Source organism: Janibacter anophelis NBRC 107843 (genome assembly GCF_001570945.1).
Lineage (GTDB): Bacteria > Actinomycetota > Actinomycetes > Actinomycetales > Dermatophilaceae > Janibacter > Janibacter anophelis.
In genome coordinates this window covers 1-15,718 of sequence record NZ_BCSQ01000069.1, presented here as the reverse complement: position 1 = coordinate 15,718, position 15,718 = coordinate 1, and the positions used below count along the sequence as shown (strand labels likewise).

The 15,718-nt window shown below is 70.4% G+C and carries 17 protein-coding genes; 9 read left to right on the top strand and 8 right to left on the bottom strand.

Going from position 1 to position 15,718, the window contains the following annotated elements; genetic code table 11:
- The 5 genes from JAN01S_RS17225 to trxA form a co-directional block, all read left to right on the top strand.
- Positions 1-654: discoidin/SUN/FTP domain-containing protein (locus JAN01S_RS17225; RefSeq protein ID WP_218000055.1), on the top strand; the 654-nt coding region annotated here is incomplete at its 5' end.
- A 10-nt stretch (positions 655-664) separates the two neighbouring features.
- Complete coding sequence (sigM, locus tag JAN01S_RS14605) at positions 665-1,294, top strand: RNA polymerase sigma factor SigM (RefSeq protein WP_084360293.1); 630 nt, start codon at positions 665-667, stop codon at positions 1,292-1,294.
- On the top strand, positions 1,287-2,039 hold the full coding sequence (locus JAN01S_RS14600; protein ID WP_157075776.1) for an RsmA family anti-sigma factor: 753 nt from the start codon (positions 1,287-1,289) through the stop codon (positions 2,037-2,039). Before sigM ends, JAN01S_RS14600 begins: the two co-directional genes overlap by 8 nt.
- 106 nt (positions 2,040-2,145) lie before the next feature.
- Complete coding sequence (gene trxB, locus JAN01S_RS14595; protein ID WP_244884857.1) at positions 2,146-3,165, top strand: thioredoxin-disulfide reductase; 1,020 nt, start codon at positions 2,146-2,148, stop codon at positions 3,163-3,165.
- 32 nt (positions 3,166-3,197) lie between these two features.
- On the top strand, positions 3,198-3,521 hold the full coding sequence (gene trxA / locus JAN01S_RS14590) for a thioredoxin (RefSeq protein WP_068319336.1): 324 nt from the start codon (positions 3,198-3,200) through the stop codon (positions 3,519-3,521).
- 148 nt (positions 3,522-3,669) lie between these two features.
- Here trxA and JAN01S_RS14585 read toward each other — a convergent pair whose 3' ends face one another.
- From JAN01S_RS14585 to rpmH, 8 genes are all read right to left on the bottom strand, one after another.
- Entirely contained in the window at positions 3,670-4,800 is a 1,131-nt protein-coding gene (locus JAN01S_RS14585; RefSeq protein WP_068319335.1) for a ParB/RepB/Spo0J family partition protein, read from the bottom strand.
- The gene (locus JAN01S_RS14580; protein WP_068319341.1) at positions 4,797-5,660 is read right to left on the bottom strand and encodes a ParA family protein; all 864 of its coding nucleotides are present in this window, start codon (positions 5,658-5,660) and stop codon (positions 4,797-4,799) included. Before JAN01S_RS14580 ends, JAN01S_RS14585 begins: the two co-directional genes overlap by 4 nt.
- 600 nt (positions 5,661-6,260) lie before the next feature.
- Complete coding sequence (rsmG, locus tag JAN01S_RS14575; RefSeq protein WP_068319334.1) at positions 6,261-6,902, bottom strand: 16S rRNA (guanine(527)-N(7))-methyltransferase RsmG; 642 nt, start codon at positions 6,900-6,902, stop codon at positions 6,261-6,263.
- A 33-nt stretch (positions 6,903-6,935) separates the two neighbouring features.
- Positions 6,936-7,547, bottom strand: a complete 612-nt coding sequence (locus JAN01S_RS14570; RefSeq protein ID WP_068319333.1) for a Jag family protein — start codon at positions 7,545-7,547, stop codon at positions 6,936-6,938.
- Between the two features lie 109 nt (positions 7,548-7,656).
- Positions 7,657-8,634 (bottom strand): membrane protein insertase YidC, encoded by a 978-nt coding sequence (yidC, locus tag JAN01S_RS14565; protein WP_084360291.1) that lies wholly within the window; start codon positions 8,632-8,634, stop codon positions 7,657-7,659.
- On the bottom strand, positions 8,631-8,963 hold the full coding sequence (yidD, locus tag JAN01S_RS14560) for a membrane protein insertion efficiency factor YidD (protein WP_084360290.1): 333 nt from the start codon (positions 8,961-8,963) through the stop codon (positions 8,631-8,633). Before yidD ends, yidC begins: the two co-directional genes overlap by 4 nt.
- Positions 8,960-9,334, bottom strand: coding sequence for a ribonuclease P protein component (gene rnpA, locus JAN01S_RS14555; RefSeq protein ID WP_068319332.1), 375 nt, complete (start codon positions 9,332-9,334; stop codon positions 8,960-8,962). The genes yidD and rnpA overlap by 4 nt, the downstream gene beginning before the upstream one ends.
- A gap of 11 nt (positions 9,335-9,345) precedes the next feature.
- Positions 9,346-9,483: a 50S ribosomal protein L34 gene (gene rpmH, locus JAN01S_RS14550; RefSeq protein WP_068319331.1), complete on the bottom strand. Its 138-nt coding sequence runs from the start codon at positions 9,481-9,483 to the stop codon at positions 9,346-9,348.
- Between the two features lie 447 nt (positions 9,484-9,930).
- On the opposite strand from rpmH, the gene dnaA reads away from it, so the two are divergent.
- From dnaA to recF, 4 genes are all read left to right on the top strand, one after another.
- On the top strand, positions 9,931-11,424 hold the full coding sequence (dnaA, locus tag JAN01S_RS14545) for a chromosomal replication initiator protein DnaA (RefSeq protein ID WP_068319330.1): 1,494 nt from the start codon (positions 9,931-9,933) through the stop codon (positions 11,422-11,424).
- A gap of 750 nt (positions 11,425-12,174) precedes the next feature.
- Positions 12,175-13,308 carry a DNA polymerase III subunit beta gene (gene dnaN / locus JAN01S_RS14540; RefSeq protein WP_068319329.1) on the top strand — a complete coding sequence of 378 codons (1,134 nt, stop codon included), beginning with the start codon at positions 12,175-12,177 and terminating at the stop codon, positions 13,306-13,308.
- A gap of 47 nt (positions 13,309-13,355) precedes the next feature.
- A complete protein-coding gene (gene gnd / locus JAN01S_RS14535) occupies positions 13,356-14,441 on the top strand; it encodes a phosphogluconate dehydrogenase (NAD(+)-dependent, decarboxylating) (RefSeq protein ID WP_068319328.1) in 1,086 nt (361 codons plus the stop codon).
- Position 14,442: 1 nt separating this feature from the next.
- Positions 14,443-15,645 carry a DNA replication/repair protein RecF gene (gene recF, locus JAN01S_RS14530; RefSeq protein WP_068319327.1) on the top strand — a complete coding sequence of 401 codons (1,203 nt, stop codon included), beginning with the start codon at positions 14,443-14,445 and terminating at the stop codon, positions 15,643-15,645.
- Positions 15,646-15,718 lie beyond the last annotated feature (73 nt).

Sequence of the window (15,718 nt, the reverse complement as noted above, 5' to 3'; positions counted from 1 at the left end):
GAGGCGGGCGCACCACCGAGCCGCAGCCAGTCCAACCTCGTGCTGATGCTCATGGCCGGATTCGTGGCCCTGGCCTGTCTCATCGGCGGCATCGGCACATCACGGATCGGGTCGGGCACCGACCTGGGCCGCATCCTCGGCGCCGACGGGACGACCTCGGCCCCGACGACCGAGTCCACGTCCGGCGGCAGCGGGGACACCTCCGGCGGTGGCGATGGCGGGAGTGAGCCCCTGGGCATCATCAACGCCGTCGGCTTCGACCCGCCGCCCGGTGACGGGGCCGAGCACAATGCCGAGGTCCCGCGGGTCTACGACGGTGACCCCACCACCGCCTGGACCACCGAGGGATACGAGAGCGAGACCTTCGGCGGGGTCAAGCAGGGCGTCGGCATCACCGTCGACCTCGGTCAGGCGCAGAAGATCAGCTCGGTGACGCTCGAGCTGCCCACGACGTCGCAGGCGACCGTCTACGCCGGCGACGCGGCGACCAACAGCGGCACCCAGGTCGGTCAGACGCAGGGCCGCCAGGGCCAGGTCGTGCTGCAACCCACGTCCGACGTCAACGCCCAGTACGTCACCGTGTGGTTCACCTCGCTCGCACCCAGCGACGACGGACGCTACCGGGCCGCCCTCGGCGAGATCGTCGTCCGCTGAGGTGGCTGCCGTGACCAGCACTGCACTGGCCGACGTCGACGACCGCGAGCTGATGCGGCGGCACGTCGACGGCGATCCGGATGCCTTTGCGGAGATCTACCGTCGACACCGCGACCGGATGTGGGCCGTGGCCGTCGGCGTCTGCGGTGACCGCGAGATGGCCGCCGAGGCCGTGCAGGACGGCTTCGTCTCGGCCTTCCGCCGCGCCGAGGGCTACCGCGGCGACGCCGCCGTCACGACCTGGCTGCACCGGATCATCGTCAACGCCTGCATCGACCTGACCCGCCGGGTCCGGCCCACGAGCGAGCTGACCGACGAGGTCGTCCGGCTGGCCCCGCCGACACCCGACGCCACGGGGCGGGTCGACACCCGGTTGGCCGTCCACGAGGCCCTCCACGCGCTGCCCGAGGGGCAGCGGCTGGCCCTGGTGCTCGTCGACATGCACGGGGTGCCGGTCGCCGAAGCGGCCGAGATCCTCGACATCGCGCCGGGCACGGTCAAGTCACGCTGCTCCCGCGGCCGGGAGGCGATCGGTCGGGCCCTGGGCGAGGCCGGCTTCGGCCCGAAGGGAACCTCGCAACGCTCCGACACGTCAGACACACGAGAGCACGACGACCCGAACGGAGGTGGCCATGACTGACGACAACGACCCCACGGGCATGCGGCACCTGCTTGCCGGGCTCAAGGAGAGCGGTCCCATGCCCGCCGACCTCAACGAGCGCATCCGCGCCAGCCTCGCCGACGAGCAGGCGGCCCGAGCCGGGGAGTCCGCAGGTGACGCGTCCGGTGATTCCTCGACCTTCTGGCGCACGATGGACGACGAAGGGGGACGCCCCCTTCGCCGTCGTCGCTCGGGTGCACCGTGGATCCTCGGTGCGGCGGCCGCGACCGTCGTCGCCCTCGGTGTCGGCGGACTGATGCTGCGCGACAGCGGTGGCGAGGACGCCTCCTCCGCCGCGCCCGAGCAGAGCGCGGCTGCCTCCGACGAGGCCGGCGGGTCCAGCGAGCGCTCGGACTCGTCCGCGACGGCCTCCGCCGACGACGAGGTGCCTGCCTTCGTCGTGACGGCGAGCGGCACCGACTACACGCGCGCCGGGGTCGCCGACACGGCCGCCAAGCTCCTGGAGAACCCCACCGAGTTCCCCGACAACACCAATGACAAGGCGCTCGGCACCCTGACGACCGCCGCCGGCGCCACCGACTGCCTCGGGCGCCTCGGCCAGCCGCAGATGCAGGCGGTCGTCATCGACGTGGCGCGATTCGACGGTCGTGACGGGTTGCTGCTCATCGGCGACAGCCCGCCGGACGGTCCGGCGCGCGCCTGGGCCGTCACCCCCGGGTGCGAGCCCATCTGGCCCGAGTCCGTCGAGGTCCCGCGCCGCTGAGTCCGGGCACGCGGTGCCATGGAGGAACAGACCGACCTACGATGGCGTTGTCATCGTCAGACCGAGCGCTCCCGGCGCACCTCCGACCCACATGCAAGGACACTTCGTGGCCGACGCCAGCACCGACATCCGCAACCTCATCATCATCGGCTCCGGTCCTGCGGGATACACCGCGGCCGTCTACGCCGCCCGGGCCAACCTCGAGCCGCTGATGTTCGAGGGCTCGGTCACCGCGGGTGGCGCCCTGATGAACACCACCGACGTGGAGAACTTCCCGGGGTTCACCGACGGCATCATGGGTCCCGACCTCATGCTCAACATGCGGGCCCAGGCCGAGCGCTTCGGCACGGAGATCATCACCGACGACGTGACCGCCGTCGAGCTCGACGGCCCGATCAAGACCGTCACCGACGGTGAGGGAACCACCCACCGCGCCCACGCGGTCATCCTCGCGATGGGCTCTGCCTATCGCGAGCTCGGGCTGCCCGACGAGAAGCGCCTCTCCGGACACGGCGTCAGCTGGTGTGCCACGTGTGACGGCTTCTTCTTCCGTGAGCAGGACATCGTCGTCGTCGGCGGCGGTGACTCCGCCGTCGAGGAGGCCACCTTCCTGACGAAGTTCGCCCGTTCGGTCACCATCGTCCACCGCCGCGACGAGCTGCGCGCCAGCAAGATCATGGCCGACCGTGCCCACGCCAACGACAAGATCCGTTTCGCGTGGAACAGCGAGGTCACCGCGATCCACGGCGAGGACAAGGTCACCGGCGTGACCCTGCGCGACACCGTGACCGGCGAGACCCGCGAGCTCGAGGCGACCGGCCTCTTCGTCGCCATCGGCCACGACCCGCGCAACGAGCTGGTCCGGGGCGTCGTCGACCTCGACGCCGAGGGCTACGTGCTCGTCGACGGGCGCTCGTCGCGCACCAACGTCGACGGTGTCTTCGCCGCCGGCGACCTCGTCGACCACACCTACCGCCAGGCGATCACCGCGGCCGGCTCCGGTTGTGCTGCCGCCCTCGACGCCGAGCGCTGGCTCGCCGCGCGCGAGGAGGCCGGATCCCCGGCGCAGGACCAGGCCCTCATCGCCCAGGACCACCCCGTCGCCGGCACCGTCGGCGCCCGCTGACCACCAGACCACCGAGACACAAGGAGACAGACATGGCCACCACCCCGACCACCGACGCAACCTTCGACCAGGACGTCCTCAAGAGCGACGTGCCGGTCCTCGTCGACTTCTGGGCCACCTGGTGCGGTCCGTGCCGCGCCGTTGCTCCCGTCCTGGAGGAGCTGTCCGGGCAGTACGAGGGCAAGCTGAAGATCGTCAAGCTCGACACCGACGCCAACCCGCAGGTCACCGCCCGCTACGGCATCACGTCGATCCCGTCGATGTACGTCTTCCAGAACGGTGAGGTCGTCAAGACCCTCGTCGGCGCCATGCCGAAGCCGAAGATCGTCAAGGAGCTCGACCCCTTCGTGGGCTGAGTTCCGTTGCGCCGCAACGTTGTTGGCGCACTCTGACCTACGCCGCACCCGGCGGAGGGCTGTCCCCCAGGGCCTACGCAAGCTCAGGCCGTGAGTCGGGACGACCCTCCCCGGGTGCGGCTTTCGTCGTCGTGCACCGCGTGGGGGCTCAGGCGTCGTCGGTGGGGACGCCCATCTGGTCGAGGACCCGGTGCAGGTCCTCCATGGAGGCGAACTCGATCGTCATCCGCCCCTTGCGCTGGCCGAGGTTGATCTTGACCCGGGTGTCGAGGCGGTCGCTGAGCCTGCCGGCCAGGTCGTCGAGCTGGGGGTGGTGACGACCGGCTCGGGGAGCGGCCCGGCGCTCCTTCTCCGGGTCGAGTCCGAGCGCGACGATCTCCTCGACGCTGCGCACCGACAGGCCCTCGGCGACGATGCGCTGGGCGAGGCGCTCCATCTGGGCACCGTCATCGAGGGTGAGCAGCGCGCGGGCGTGCCCGGCGCTCAGCACACCGGCGGCGACCCGTCGGGCGACGAGTGGCGGCAGGCGCAGCAGGCGCAGGGTGTTGGAGATCTGGGGGCGGGAGCGGCCGATGCGTCCGGCGAGCTCCTCCTGGGTGCAACCGAAGTCGTCGAGGAGCTGCTGGTAGGCCGCCGCCTCCTCGAGCGCGTTGAGGTTGCTGCGGTGGAGGTTCTCCAGCAGGGCGTCCCGCAGGAGGTCGTCGTCCTCCGTCGCCTTGATGATCGCCGGGATGCTCTCGCGGTCGGCCTCCTTGCTCGCCCGCCAGCGCCGCTCACCCATGATGAGCTCGAACTCGACACCGTCCACCGCGTCGACACGACGCACGACGACGGGCTGCAGCACACCGATCTCACGGATGGAGTGCACCAGCTCGGCCATGTCGTCCTCGTCGAAGACGGTGCGCGGCTGGCGCGGGTTGGGTCGGATCGCGGAGAGCGGGACCTCTGCGTACGTCGCGCCGGGGACCGGGGCGAGGCCGTCGTCGGAGGCCGCGGCCTCCTGGGCAGCGCCGCCGGTGTCGGCCGGGCCACCGGTGGCGGGGGCACCGGTGCCGGTGGGGTCGGGGGCAGCCGTTCCCGGGGCGTGGCCCGTGCCGAGCGGGCCGGTGGTAGCCGTGGCGTCGGCGAGCATGCCGGCCGCGGTGTTGGGCACACCCGGGGTGCGGTCCTGGTCGCGGAAGAAGACGTCAACGGGACGCTCCACTCCGCGGCCGGCCGAACCGGCATCCGGGATCAGGGCCCCGAGACCACGACCGAGTCCCCGTCGCTTCTCACTCATGCGTTGTCCTTCGTCTCGGCGCCCCGGTGGGCGATCTCGGCTGCTGCGTCGCGATAGCACCTGGCGCCGGTGCTCTGCGGGTCGTACGTGATCACGGTCTGGCCGTGGCTGGGCGCCTCCGAGACCCGCACCGAGCGGGGGACGGTGGTCGCGAGGACCTGGTCGGCGAAGTGCTCGCGCACCTCGTCGGCCACCTGGGCGGACAGGCGGGTGCGTCCGTCGTACATCGTCAGCAGGATGGTCGAGACGTGCAGGGCGGAGTTCAGGTGGGTCTGGATCAGCTGGATGTTGTTGAGCAGCTGGCTCAGGCCCTCGAGTGCGTAGTACTCGCACTGGATGGGGATGAGCACCTCGCGGGCCGCGACGAAGGCGTTGACCGTCAGCAGCCCCAGGCTCGGGGGGCAGTCGATGAGGACGTAGTCGATCCGCGGCTCGCCGGCCGTCTCCCGCGCCGTGAACCACTGGTCGATCGCCTTGGCCATCCGGCTCTCCCGCGCGACGAGCGAGACGAGCTCGATCTCCGCGCCGGCCAGGTCGATGGTCGCGGGGACGCACCACAGGTTGTCCACGTCCGGGCACGGCTGGATCACGTCACCGATGGCAGTGCCGTCGACGAGCACGTCGTAGATGCTCGGGACGTCGGCATGGTGGTCGATGTTGAGCGCCGTGCTCGCGTTGCCCTGGGGGTCGGTGTCGATGAGCAGCACGCGCAGCCCCGCCTGCGCCAAGGCGGCGGCGATGTTGACGGCGGTGGTCGTCTTGCCGACACCACCCTTCTGGTTCGAGACCGTGATGATCCGCGGCTGCGCCGGACGCGGCAGGGTCGGCTCGGTGTCGGCCCCGGCCTCCGTCTGCGTCACCGCCTCGGTGGTGCGTTCGGGCTCCGGCGCAGGGTCGGCGTCCGGAGCAGGCCCAGCGGGCGGTGCCGTCTCGACGGGCGTCGCGACCGGTCCGGCAGCCAGCGCTGCGACCTCACGCGGGAGGTCCTCAGTGAGTGCGACAGGCGCCTCGGAGTGGCGCGTGAGCCAGCCCAACGGTGACGAGTCCAGCGTTCCGGCCAGCGCCGGCCAGCCGATACCCGGCGTTACGGATCGTGTGGATGTCACCGAGACGTTTCCTCCTGTGGGACTGCGAGCCCAGCCATACAACCCCACGAGGGGCCGACACGCCAAAAGGGACGCGCGGCCGCGGCGACGCAGTCGACGCTCCCTGTCCCAGGAGTCCGCCATCGTGGGTGCACGAGGCGGACGTGGCGAAAGTTGTCCACCACCCGCTGTGGACAACCGAGCCGTTTCACGTGAAACACCACGGGCGCCGTTTCACGTGAAACGGCGCCCGTGGTGGGCATGCTTCCCCGTGGAGCACGGGGTCGTGTCCCTAGAGCCGGGCGGGCCACAGCGTTCGTGACGACGTCACGTCCCTCGCCCGCATCCGGCGTCACCCGCGGGACCGCCCGCCGTTCAGCTGCGGTCGTCCTTGACGCAATCCACAGTCAGCGTGGGTTCATCCACAATCCCGTGACCGTGCTCGGTCACCGAGCTGCTCACGACACCGAGGCGGCGCAGGACCTTGGTCGCGGCTGCGAGCTCCTCGGCCGCCGACCGTCCCTTCATCGCGACGAGGCGACCGCCTGGCTCGGTGAGCGGCAGGCACCAGCGCGCGAGCTTGTCGAGTCGGGCGACGGCCCGGGCGGTGACGAAGGGAGCGCTCAGCTGCCCGTGTAACTCCTCGGCACGACCGCGGTGGACCGTGACATTGTCCAGACCGAGCTGGGTGACCGTGTCACTCAGCCATTCGGTGCGCCGCAGCATCGGCTCGACGAGATGGACGTCGAGGTCCGGCCGGGCGATCGCGACGGCCACACCGGGCAGGCCGGCACCCGACCCGACGTCGATGAGTCGCGCCCCCTGTGGGAAGGCGTCCTCGATGACCGCGCAGTTGAGCACGTGGCGCTCCCACAGGATGGGCACCTCCCGCGGGCCGATGAGGCCGTGGCTCACTCCCGTGTCGGCGAGGATCGCGGCGAACTGCTCGGCACGGGCAAGGCGCCCACCGAAGCATCGGTGGGCGCCCTGCGGTGCCTGCGGGATCTCAGTCGTCATGAGTCCAGCGTTTCACGTGAAACGGACACGACGTCACGCCTCGGGAGTCGCGTCGCTCGTCGCCTCGGTCTGGTCGTCCTCGGCCGGGTGCACGACGACGTGGCGCCGCGGCTCGGTGCCGGAGGAGTCGGACACCAGACCGGCAGCGAGGACCTCGTCGTGCACGACCTTCCGCTCGAAGGCACTCATCGGGTCCAGGTCGACGGACTCTCCGGTCTCCTTGACCTGCGAGACCGCCGACCGGGCGATCTCAACCAGCTCCGCACGACGGGCCGCGCGGTGGCCGGCGACGTCGAGCATGAGACGGCTGCGGTCTCCGGTCGCCGACTGCACCGCGAGCCGGGTCAACTCCTGCAGCGCCTCGAGCACCTTGCCGTCCTGACCGACGAGGCGGCGCGGGACGCGCCCCTCCTCGGAGTCGACGATGGCCACCGCGGCACGGTCGCCGTCGATGTCGAGGTCGATGTCCCCATCGAGGTCGGCGATGTCGAGCAGCGTCTCGAGGAAGTCGGCGGCGACCTCACCCTCGCGCTCGAGCAGCTCGCGCCGGGTCGACCGCTGGGGTGCCTGCTCCGTCTCGGTGGGCACGGACCCTTCAGTGGTCTGCTCCTGCTCCGCGACGTCGGTCGTGGGGTTCTCGCTCATATGCTCTCTCCTGGCTGTGGCGGGTCGCTCTGGGGCGGCCGGGACTGCGGTCGGTGGCGGGTGCGCGCCGCGGGGGCCGGAGCCCCCTGCGTCAGGCGCGCAGACCCGGCTACTTCTTCTTCTTCTTGGCGCGCTTCTTCGAGGTCGGCTGTTGGCGCTGACCCGAGATGACGCCCTTCGCCGCCAGCTCCTCGGCCATCTCCGCGTCGTGCTTGCGCTCCCGGATCTCCTCCGGGGTGTCGATCGGCTTGCCGGCCTTGCGGCGACGCTCCTGCATCGCCTTCTCCGCAGCCGATCCGGGCGCGGGCATGCGGCGGATGACGTAGAACTGCTGGCACATGGTCCACAGGTTCGTCGTGAACCAGTAGATGAGGACACCGATCGGGAAGTAGACGCCGGAGACGGCGAAGATGATCGGGAAGAGGTACAGCATGATCTTCTGCTGCTGGGCGAACTGACCCTCCAGCGCGGACGCCGGCATGTTCTTGCGCATCAGCTGGTACTGGGTCGTGAAGGTCGTCGCCGACATGAGGATGATGAGCACGACCGTGACGATCTTGACCGTGAGCGTCTCCGAGCCCATGAACTGGTCGGACAGCTGGGCGCCGAAGATCGTCGACGACTCGGCCTGGGCCGCCACCTGCTGGGTGATCGGGCCGATGCCCTCCTTGGCCCCGGCCCCGATCTCGTCGAGGCTGTTCAGGACCCGGAAGAGGCCGAAGAAGAAGGGCGACTGGGCGAGGATCGGCAGGCAGGACGCGAACGGGTTGGTCCCGCTGTCCTTGTAGAGCGCCATCGTCTCTTCCGTCATCTTCTGACGGGACTCAGGGTCGTTCTTGCCCTTGTACTTGGCCTGGATCTTGGCCATCTCGGGCTGGATGAGCTGCATCTTGCGCGAGGCATGGATCTGCTTGACGAAGAGCGGGATCAGCGCGGCGCGCATGACGACCACGAGACCGACGATGGACAGCGTCCACGTCCAGCCGTTGGCCTCGGGCAGGCCGATCGCGGTGAGCGCCCCGTGCCACAGATACATGATCCAGGCGACGAGCCACTCGAAGGGGTACATGATGTCGCTGAAGCTCACGTGGTGAACGTCCTTCGGTCGGTGGCGCCGGTGTCGACGCCGTCGTCGTGCTCCTCGACGTCGGCGTAGCGCGGTGTCGCCAGGTCAGGCGATCCGCGCTGCGCCCAGGTCTCGGGCACGTGGTCGATGCCCCCGGCGGACCAGGGGTTGCACCGCAGGAGCCGGTGCACGGTCAGGTAGCCGCCGCACACGAGCCCGAACCGCTGCAGGGCGGTCACGCCGTAGGCGGAGCAGCTCGGGAAGTAGCGACACGAGGGGGGCAGCAGGGGCGAGACGAGCAGCTGGTACCCGCGGACGAGCCAGATGAGCGGCAGCGCGAGGAACCTCATGGTCCCTCTCCAACGACCAGGTCACGCAGGCAGTGCCGCAGGGCCTCGCTGATCTCGGCGCTCGTGGCCTCCGCCGCGGCCGGGTTGGCCCGGATGACCAGGTCCGTGCCGGCGGGCAGCTGCGGGACGAAGGGGGCGACCTGCGCCCGCAGTCGACGCTTGACCCGGGTGCGGGTCACGGCGTTGCCGACCGCTCGGGACACGACGAGACCGACGCGCGGAGAGGAGTCCCCTCGCGCGTCGGTCTGGGTCGCGTCCGCCACACGGGCATGAACCACGAGCAGCCTGGAACCGTGGCGCCGAGCGCCTCGTCCCCGGATGGTTGCCGCGAAGTCCGCGCGGTCCGTCAGGCGGTGCCGCGCGGGCAGCACCGTCCGGCTCGTCAGGCGGAGAGCTTGGCGCGGCCCTTGGAGCGGCGGTTGGCCAGGATGGCCCGGCCGGCGCGGGTGCGCATGCGCAGACGGAAGCCGTGCGTCTTGGCGCGGCGACGGTTGTTGGGCTGGAAGGTGCGCTTGCTCATGTGCGGTCTCCGATGATCGGTGGGCCGGGGCCCGGTGCAGAAGTCGACGGCCGTCTTCGGCCACGATCGGAAGCCCACGTCATGGACCGGACCGGAGTCCGGCGGATCATGGGCATGCGAAAGCGGCCGACAGGCCGACGTCCACGGTAAGGGACGGCCTCTCGCGAGGTCAAACCGCCCGACCCCTGCCCGGCGCCGCGCAGAAATTACCGACTCTGCCACTCCTCGCATCGCACGACGGGGACGACACGCCGGTTGCCGCCCAATTGCCGGTGCGATCGGCTTGCTCGGGTCCCGAGGTGTTGTTAGCGTCAGCCCTCACCACCTGCCCCCCGTCTGTACCCACAGTCTGTGGACAACTTTGTGGATGCACCCACCGCCGGTGCAGGATGACAGCTGACAGAGTGACCCGATCGGCCGCGAGCCGCAGGATGTGAGGTGCGCCCCGTGGCCGATGCGGTCGACTTCGGTGAGGTGTGGCGCACGACCCTCGAGACCCTCGACGCCGACGGCGTCCCCGTCACGCGCAGGGCCTTCCTCAGCATGGCTCGCCTCGTCGGCCTCCTCGACGACACCGCGCTGATCGCCGTCCCCGACGACTTCTCGAAGAACTTCGTCGAGCAGCGGCTGCGCCGCCACGTCACCCAGGCCCTGTCCGACCAGCTCGGTCGACAGATCCGCCTCGCGGTGACCGTCGACCCGGACCTCGCCGACGGCGATCCGCTGCCCCCGACCGAGGGACTGGCACCCGAATCGGACACCGACGTGCCGGCCACCGAGCCGCAGCGCCCCCAGGGCCTGTCCTCGACGCTGCCCGTCGAGGACCGTGACGACGGCCTGCTCGACGAGGACCCCGAGCCGGCGCCCACCCGGTCGCGTCGTGGTCGGCCGGAGCCGGAGGAGGTCGAGCTGACCCGACTGAACCCGAAGTACGTCTTCGACACCTTCGTCATCGGAGCGAGCAACCGCTTCGCCCACGCCGCCGCCGTCGCGGTCGCCGAGGCACCGGCCAAGGCGTACAACCCGCTCTTCATCTACGGGGAGTCGGGTCTGGGCAAGACCCACCTGCTGCACGCCATCGGCCACTACGCGCGCAGCCTGTACCCGCACGTCAAGGTGCGGTACGTGAACTCCGAGGAGTTCACCAACGACTTCATCAACAGCATCCGCGACGACAAGGCGGCCAACTTCCAGCGCCGCTACCGCGACGTCGACGTGCTGCTCATCGACGACATCCAGTTCCTCCAGGGCAAGATGCAGACCCAGGAGGAGTTCTTCCACACCTTCAACACGCTGCACAACGCCAACAAGCAGGTCGTCATCACCTCGGATGTGGCACCGAAGCTGCTCCAGGGCTTCGAGGAGCGCATGCGCTCCCGCTTCGAGTGGGGCCTGCTGACCGACGTGCAGCCGCCCGACCTCGAGACCCGGATCGCCATCCTGCGCAAGAAGGCCATCCAGGAGAAGCTCTCGGTCCCCGCCGACGTGCTGGAGTTCATCGCCAGCCGGATCAGCACCAACATCCGCGAGCTGGAGGGCGCCCTCATCCGGGTCACGGCCTTCGCCAGCCTCAACCGGCAGCCCGTGGACATCGGTCTGGCACAGATCGTGCTCAAGGACCTCATCCCCAACGAGCAGTCGAGCGAGATCTCGAGCGCGACGATCATGGCGCAGACGGCCGACTACTTCGGGCTGAGCATCGAGGACCTGCAGAGCGCCTCGCGCACCCGGCTGCTCGTCACCGCACGGCAGATCGCGATGTACCTCTGCCGCGAGCTGACCGACATGTCGCTGCCCAACATCGGGAAGCAGTTCGGCGGCCGCGACCACACGACCGTCATGCACGCCGAGCGCAAGATCCGTGAGCTCATGGGTGAGCGACGGGCCATCTACAACCAGGTCACCGAGCTGACCAACCGGATCAAGCAACAGGCCGGCTGACCCCCCTTCGCTCCCTGCAGCACGCCCGTGAGGACCGTCCTCCGCTCCGGGCCACCACCTCATCCACCGTTGTCCACAGGCTTCTCCCCAGCTGTGCGTGGCGACGAGACCCGATCGTGACCCACGGCCGGATCCGCTCCTGGTGTGCGTTGTCCACATGTCCCCAGCCTGTGGAAACTCCTGTGGGTCCTCACGAGTCCCGAATTTTCGGCACCGCCGACGCGGCCGTCCACAGCAGAGCCCCTCACGTCCCGCGTGTCGTCCACACCAGGGGGGGGCGACCCCCTTCGTCCGGCATCGCCTGCTGCAGCTGCCCGGCACATCCCCGGAAATCCAGGGGTCGCTCACCCACAGCCCCATGAGGACAAGCCTGTGCACGACGTGTGCAGGGGCATGCGGGGTTGGTGACGACCGTGGTCCGCCCACACCCGCGCTCGCTCGTGCACCTGCTCATCCACCGGCTGTCCACAGGCAGGATCCGCGCCGTGACGGGGCTGCAGGCAGTTGTCCACGATGTCCACACCGCCTATGACAACGATGAGACCTTGAACCATCCGATTCCTCCCCCACGCATGACTGCGGCCCGACCTGTGGACCACGCCCGACCGGCCCTCGAAATGACAAGCCCACCTCGGTTCACGGGGACCGCCTCGACCGCGTAATGTCAGCCATCCATGCGCTGTGCTTGCGCATGGCTGTTCTTGTCATTCGGATGAGCGCGCGCAGGGGCGCGGCGAAAGAAGGTCTGTCGTGAAGTTCCGCGTCGAGCGCGATGTGCTGGCCGAGGCGGTCACGTGGGTGGCCCGTGGTCTGCCGAACCGTCCGCCGGTCCCCGTCCTGGCCGGTGTCCTCATCGAGGCCACGGATGACGGCACGATCACCCTGTCGACCTTCGACTACGAGGTCTCCGCGCGGATCACCGTCGCGGCCGAGGTCTCCGAGCCCGGCACCGTCCTCGTCCTGGGACGCCTGCTCGCCGACATCTCGCGCAACCTGCCCGGCAAGCCGGTCGACGTCACGACCGACGGCGCCAAGGTCCAGGTGACCTGCGGCAGCTCCCGCTTCGCGCTGCTGCAGATGCCTGCCGACGAGTACCCGACGCTGCCGACCTCCCCCGAGGGCAGCGGCAGCATCGACGGCACCGCCTTCACCCAGGCCGTCCAGCAGGTGCAGATCGCGGCCGACCGCGGCGACACCCTGCCCATCCTCACCGGCGTGCGCGTCGAGATCGAGGGCGAGAAGGTCACTCTCCTGGCCACCGACCGCTACCGGCTCGCGATGCGCGAGCTCACGTGGAGCCCCAACACCTCCGACGCCAGCCACGTCGCGCTCATCCCCGCCCGCACCCTCTCGGACACCGCCAAGGCGCTGGGTGCCGCCGGCTCGATCGAGGTCTCGCTCGGTGCGGCCGCCGGCGGGTCCGGCTTGGTCGGATTCGAGGCCGGACAGCGGCACACGACCAGCCGTCTGCTCGACGGTGAGTACCCCAAGGTCGCCAAGATCTTCCCCAGCTCGAGCGAGACCGAGGCCGTCGTCGACACCGAGGTGCTCACCGAGGCCGTCAAGCGCGTCGCGCTGGTCACCGAGCGCAACACGCCCGTCCGGCTGCGCTTCGGTGACGGCCAGGTGACGATCGAGGCCGGCACCGGCGACGACGCGCAGGCGTCCGAAGCCGTCGAGGCCAAGGTCGACGGGCCGGACATCGAGGTCGCCTTCAACCCCGGCTACCTGCTCGATGGGCTCGGCGTGCTCGGCACGACCTTCACCCGGCTGTCCTTCACCGCTCCCCTCAAGCCGGCGATGATCACCGGCCAGGACAGCCAGGACGGCGAGCTCGACACGACCTACCGCTACGTCCTGCAGCCGGTGCGCCTCGCCGGCTGACCCCCTTCGCCCTGGTCCGCAGGGTGCCCCGTCAGGAAGGCTCTCCAATGCAGCTCGGTCTCATCGGTCTGGGCAAGATGGGCGGCAACATGCGCGAGCGTGTGCGCCGTGCCGGCCACGAGGTCGTCGGCTACGACACCAACCCCGAGGTCTCGGACGTCGAGAGCGTCCAGGCGATGGTCGACGCACTGCAGGCGCCGCGCGTCGTGTGGGTCATGGTGCCGGCGGGTGAGGTCACCCGCTCGGTGATCGCCGACCTGGCCGACCGACTCGAGCCGGGAGACCTCGTCATCGACGGCGGCAACTCGCGCTTCAGCGACGACGCTCCCAACGCGGAGCTGCTCGGCGAGCAGGGCGTCGGCTACCTCGACTGCGGCGTATCCGGTGGGATCTGGGGCCTGGACAACGGCTACGGCCTCATGGTCGGCGGCGACGCGCAGCACGTGGAGCTGGCCATGCCGATCTTCGACGCCCTGCGCCCGGAGGGTCCGCGCGACGAAGGCTTCGTCCACGCGGGCGAGGTCGGTGCCGGGCACTACGTCAAGATGGTGCACAACGGCATCGAGTACGGCCTGATGCACGCATATGCCGAGGGCTACGAGTTGCTGGAGAAGAAGGACATCGTCACCGACGTCCCGGGCGCCTTCAAGGCGTGGAGCCGTGGCACCGTCGTGCGCTCGTGGCTGCTCGACCTCATGGTCAAGGCCCTCGAGGAGAACCCGACGATGGACGACGTCAGCGACTACACCGCCGACTCCGGCGAGGGGCGCTGGACCGTCGAGGAGGGCATCGCCCACGCCGTGCCGATGCCCGTCATCTCCGCCTCGCTCTTCGCGCGCTTCGCCTCGCGGCAGCAGGTCAGCCCGGCCATGCAGGCCGTCGCGGCGCTGCGCGGCCAGTTCGGCGGGCACCAGGTCATGACGACCGCCGAGGGCGATGACCTGCGGGCCGAGGCGGCGAAGGGAGTGGCCTCCCCCACGGCGAGCGAGGCCAAGGAGGAGAAGAAGGTCGACAAGCCGGAGTCCCCCGCCGCGGCCAGCCAGGGCGACGCGGCCGACGCCGGTCCGACGTCCGGCACGCAGAGCACCGGCGGCTCGCCCGGCCCGACGAGCGGGTCCGGGTCGACCCAGTGACGTGCACGTCCGCCACCTGAGCATCGGCGACTTCCGCAGCTATCCCGCCGCAGAGGTGGCCCTCGAGCCGGGGATCACCACCCTCGTCGGCCTCAACGGCCAGGGCAAGACCAACCTCGTCGAGGCCATCGGCTACGTCGCCTCGCTCTCGAGTCACCGGGTCGCGACCGACCAGCCGCTCGTGCGCTTCGGCGCGGACCGCGCGATCGTGCGCTGCGCCGTCGTCCGCGACGAGCGGGAGAGCCTCGTCGAGCTCGAGATCACGCCGGGGCGGGCCAACCGGGCCAAGCTCAACCGCTCCCCCCTGCCCCGCACCCGCGACGTGCTCGGCACCCTGCGCACGGTGCTCTTCGCACCGGAGGACCTGGCCCTGGTCAAGGGGGACCCGGGTGAGCGGCGGCGCTTCCTCGACGACCTGCTCGTGCAGCGCCAGCCGCGGTGGGCCGGGGTGCGCTCCGACTACGACAAGATCCTCAAGCAGCGTGGCGCGCTGCTGAAGTCGGCCGCGGCCCTCCTCGGCGGCCGGCGCCGTGGACGACGCAGCCAGTCGGCACCCGAGGGGGTCGACCCCAGGGCCGCGGCCGAGGAGGCCGTGCGGACCCTCGACATCTGGGACGACCACCTCGCGACCGTCGGCAGCCAGCTGCTCTACGCGCGGCTGCGGCTGCTGCGCGACCTCGTCCCGCACCTGCAGCACGCCTACCGCGAGGTGAGCGCCAACCAGTCCGAGGCCACGGCGGTCTACCGCAGCTCGCTGCATGAGGAGGCCGCCGAGGCGATCGCCCGCGGTGAGGTGCCGGAGATCGACGAGCTGCGCACGATGCTCCTGGAGTCGCTGGCGCGGGTGCGGGAGCAGGAGGTCGAGCGGGGGGTCAACCTCGTCGGTCCCCACCGCGACGACCTCGTCCTCGCGCTCGGGGAGATGCCGGCCAAGGGCTATGCCTCGCACGGGGAGTCGTGGTCCTTCGCGCTCGGACTGCGCCTGGCGGCCTACCACCTGCTGCGGCACGACCTGGGAGACGACCCCGTGCTCGTGCTCGACGACGTCTTCGCCGAGCTCGACTCCGGACGTCGGGAGCGGCTCGCGGCGATGATCGCCGACTGCGAGCAGGTGCTCATCACCGCTGCCGTCCCCGAGGACGTGCCGGCGGGGTTGCAGGGGCGGACCTTCACGGTCACGCTCGGTGAGGTGAGTGCGCCGTGAGCGAAGGGGGAGAGTCGGGTCTCGAGGCGTCGGCCGCGGACGGCCTCGCACCTCGACCGGCGGAGATGGGCGC

Coding starts and splice junctions, on each gene's coding strand:
- JAN01S_RS14600 (WP_157075776.1), top strand. CDS start 1,287: ATGACTGACGACAACGACCCCACGGGCATGCGGCACCTGCTTGCCGGG.
- trxA (WP_068319336.1), top strand. CDS start 3,198: ATGGCCACCACCCCGACCACCGACGCAACCTTCGACCAGGACGTCCTC.
- JAN01S_RS14585 (WP_068319335.1), bottom strand. CDS start 4,800: ATGAGTGAGAAGCGACGGGGACTCGGTCGTGGTCTCGGGGCCCTGATC.
- rsmG (WP_068319334.1), bottom strand. CDS start 6,902: ATGACGACTGAGATCCCGCAGGCACCGCAGGGCGCCCACCGATGCTTC.
- JAN01S_RS14570 (WP_068319333.1), bottom strand. CDS start 7,547: ATGAGCGAGAACCCCACGACCGACGTCGCGGAGCAGGAGCAGACCACT.
- yidD (WP_084360290.1), bottom strand. CDS start 8,963: ATGAGGTTCCTCGCGCTGCCGCTCATCTGGCTCGTCCGCGGGTACCAG.
- rpmH (WP_068319331.1), bottom strand. CDS start 9,483: ATGAGCAAGCGCACCTTCCAGCCCAACAACCGTCGCCGCGCCAAGACG.
- gnd (WP_068319328.1), top strand. CDS start 13,356: ATGCAGCTCGGTCTCATCGGTCTGGGCAAGATGGGCGGCAACATGCGC.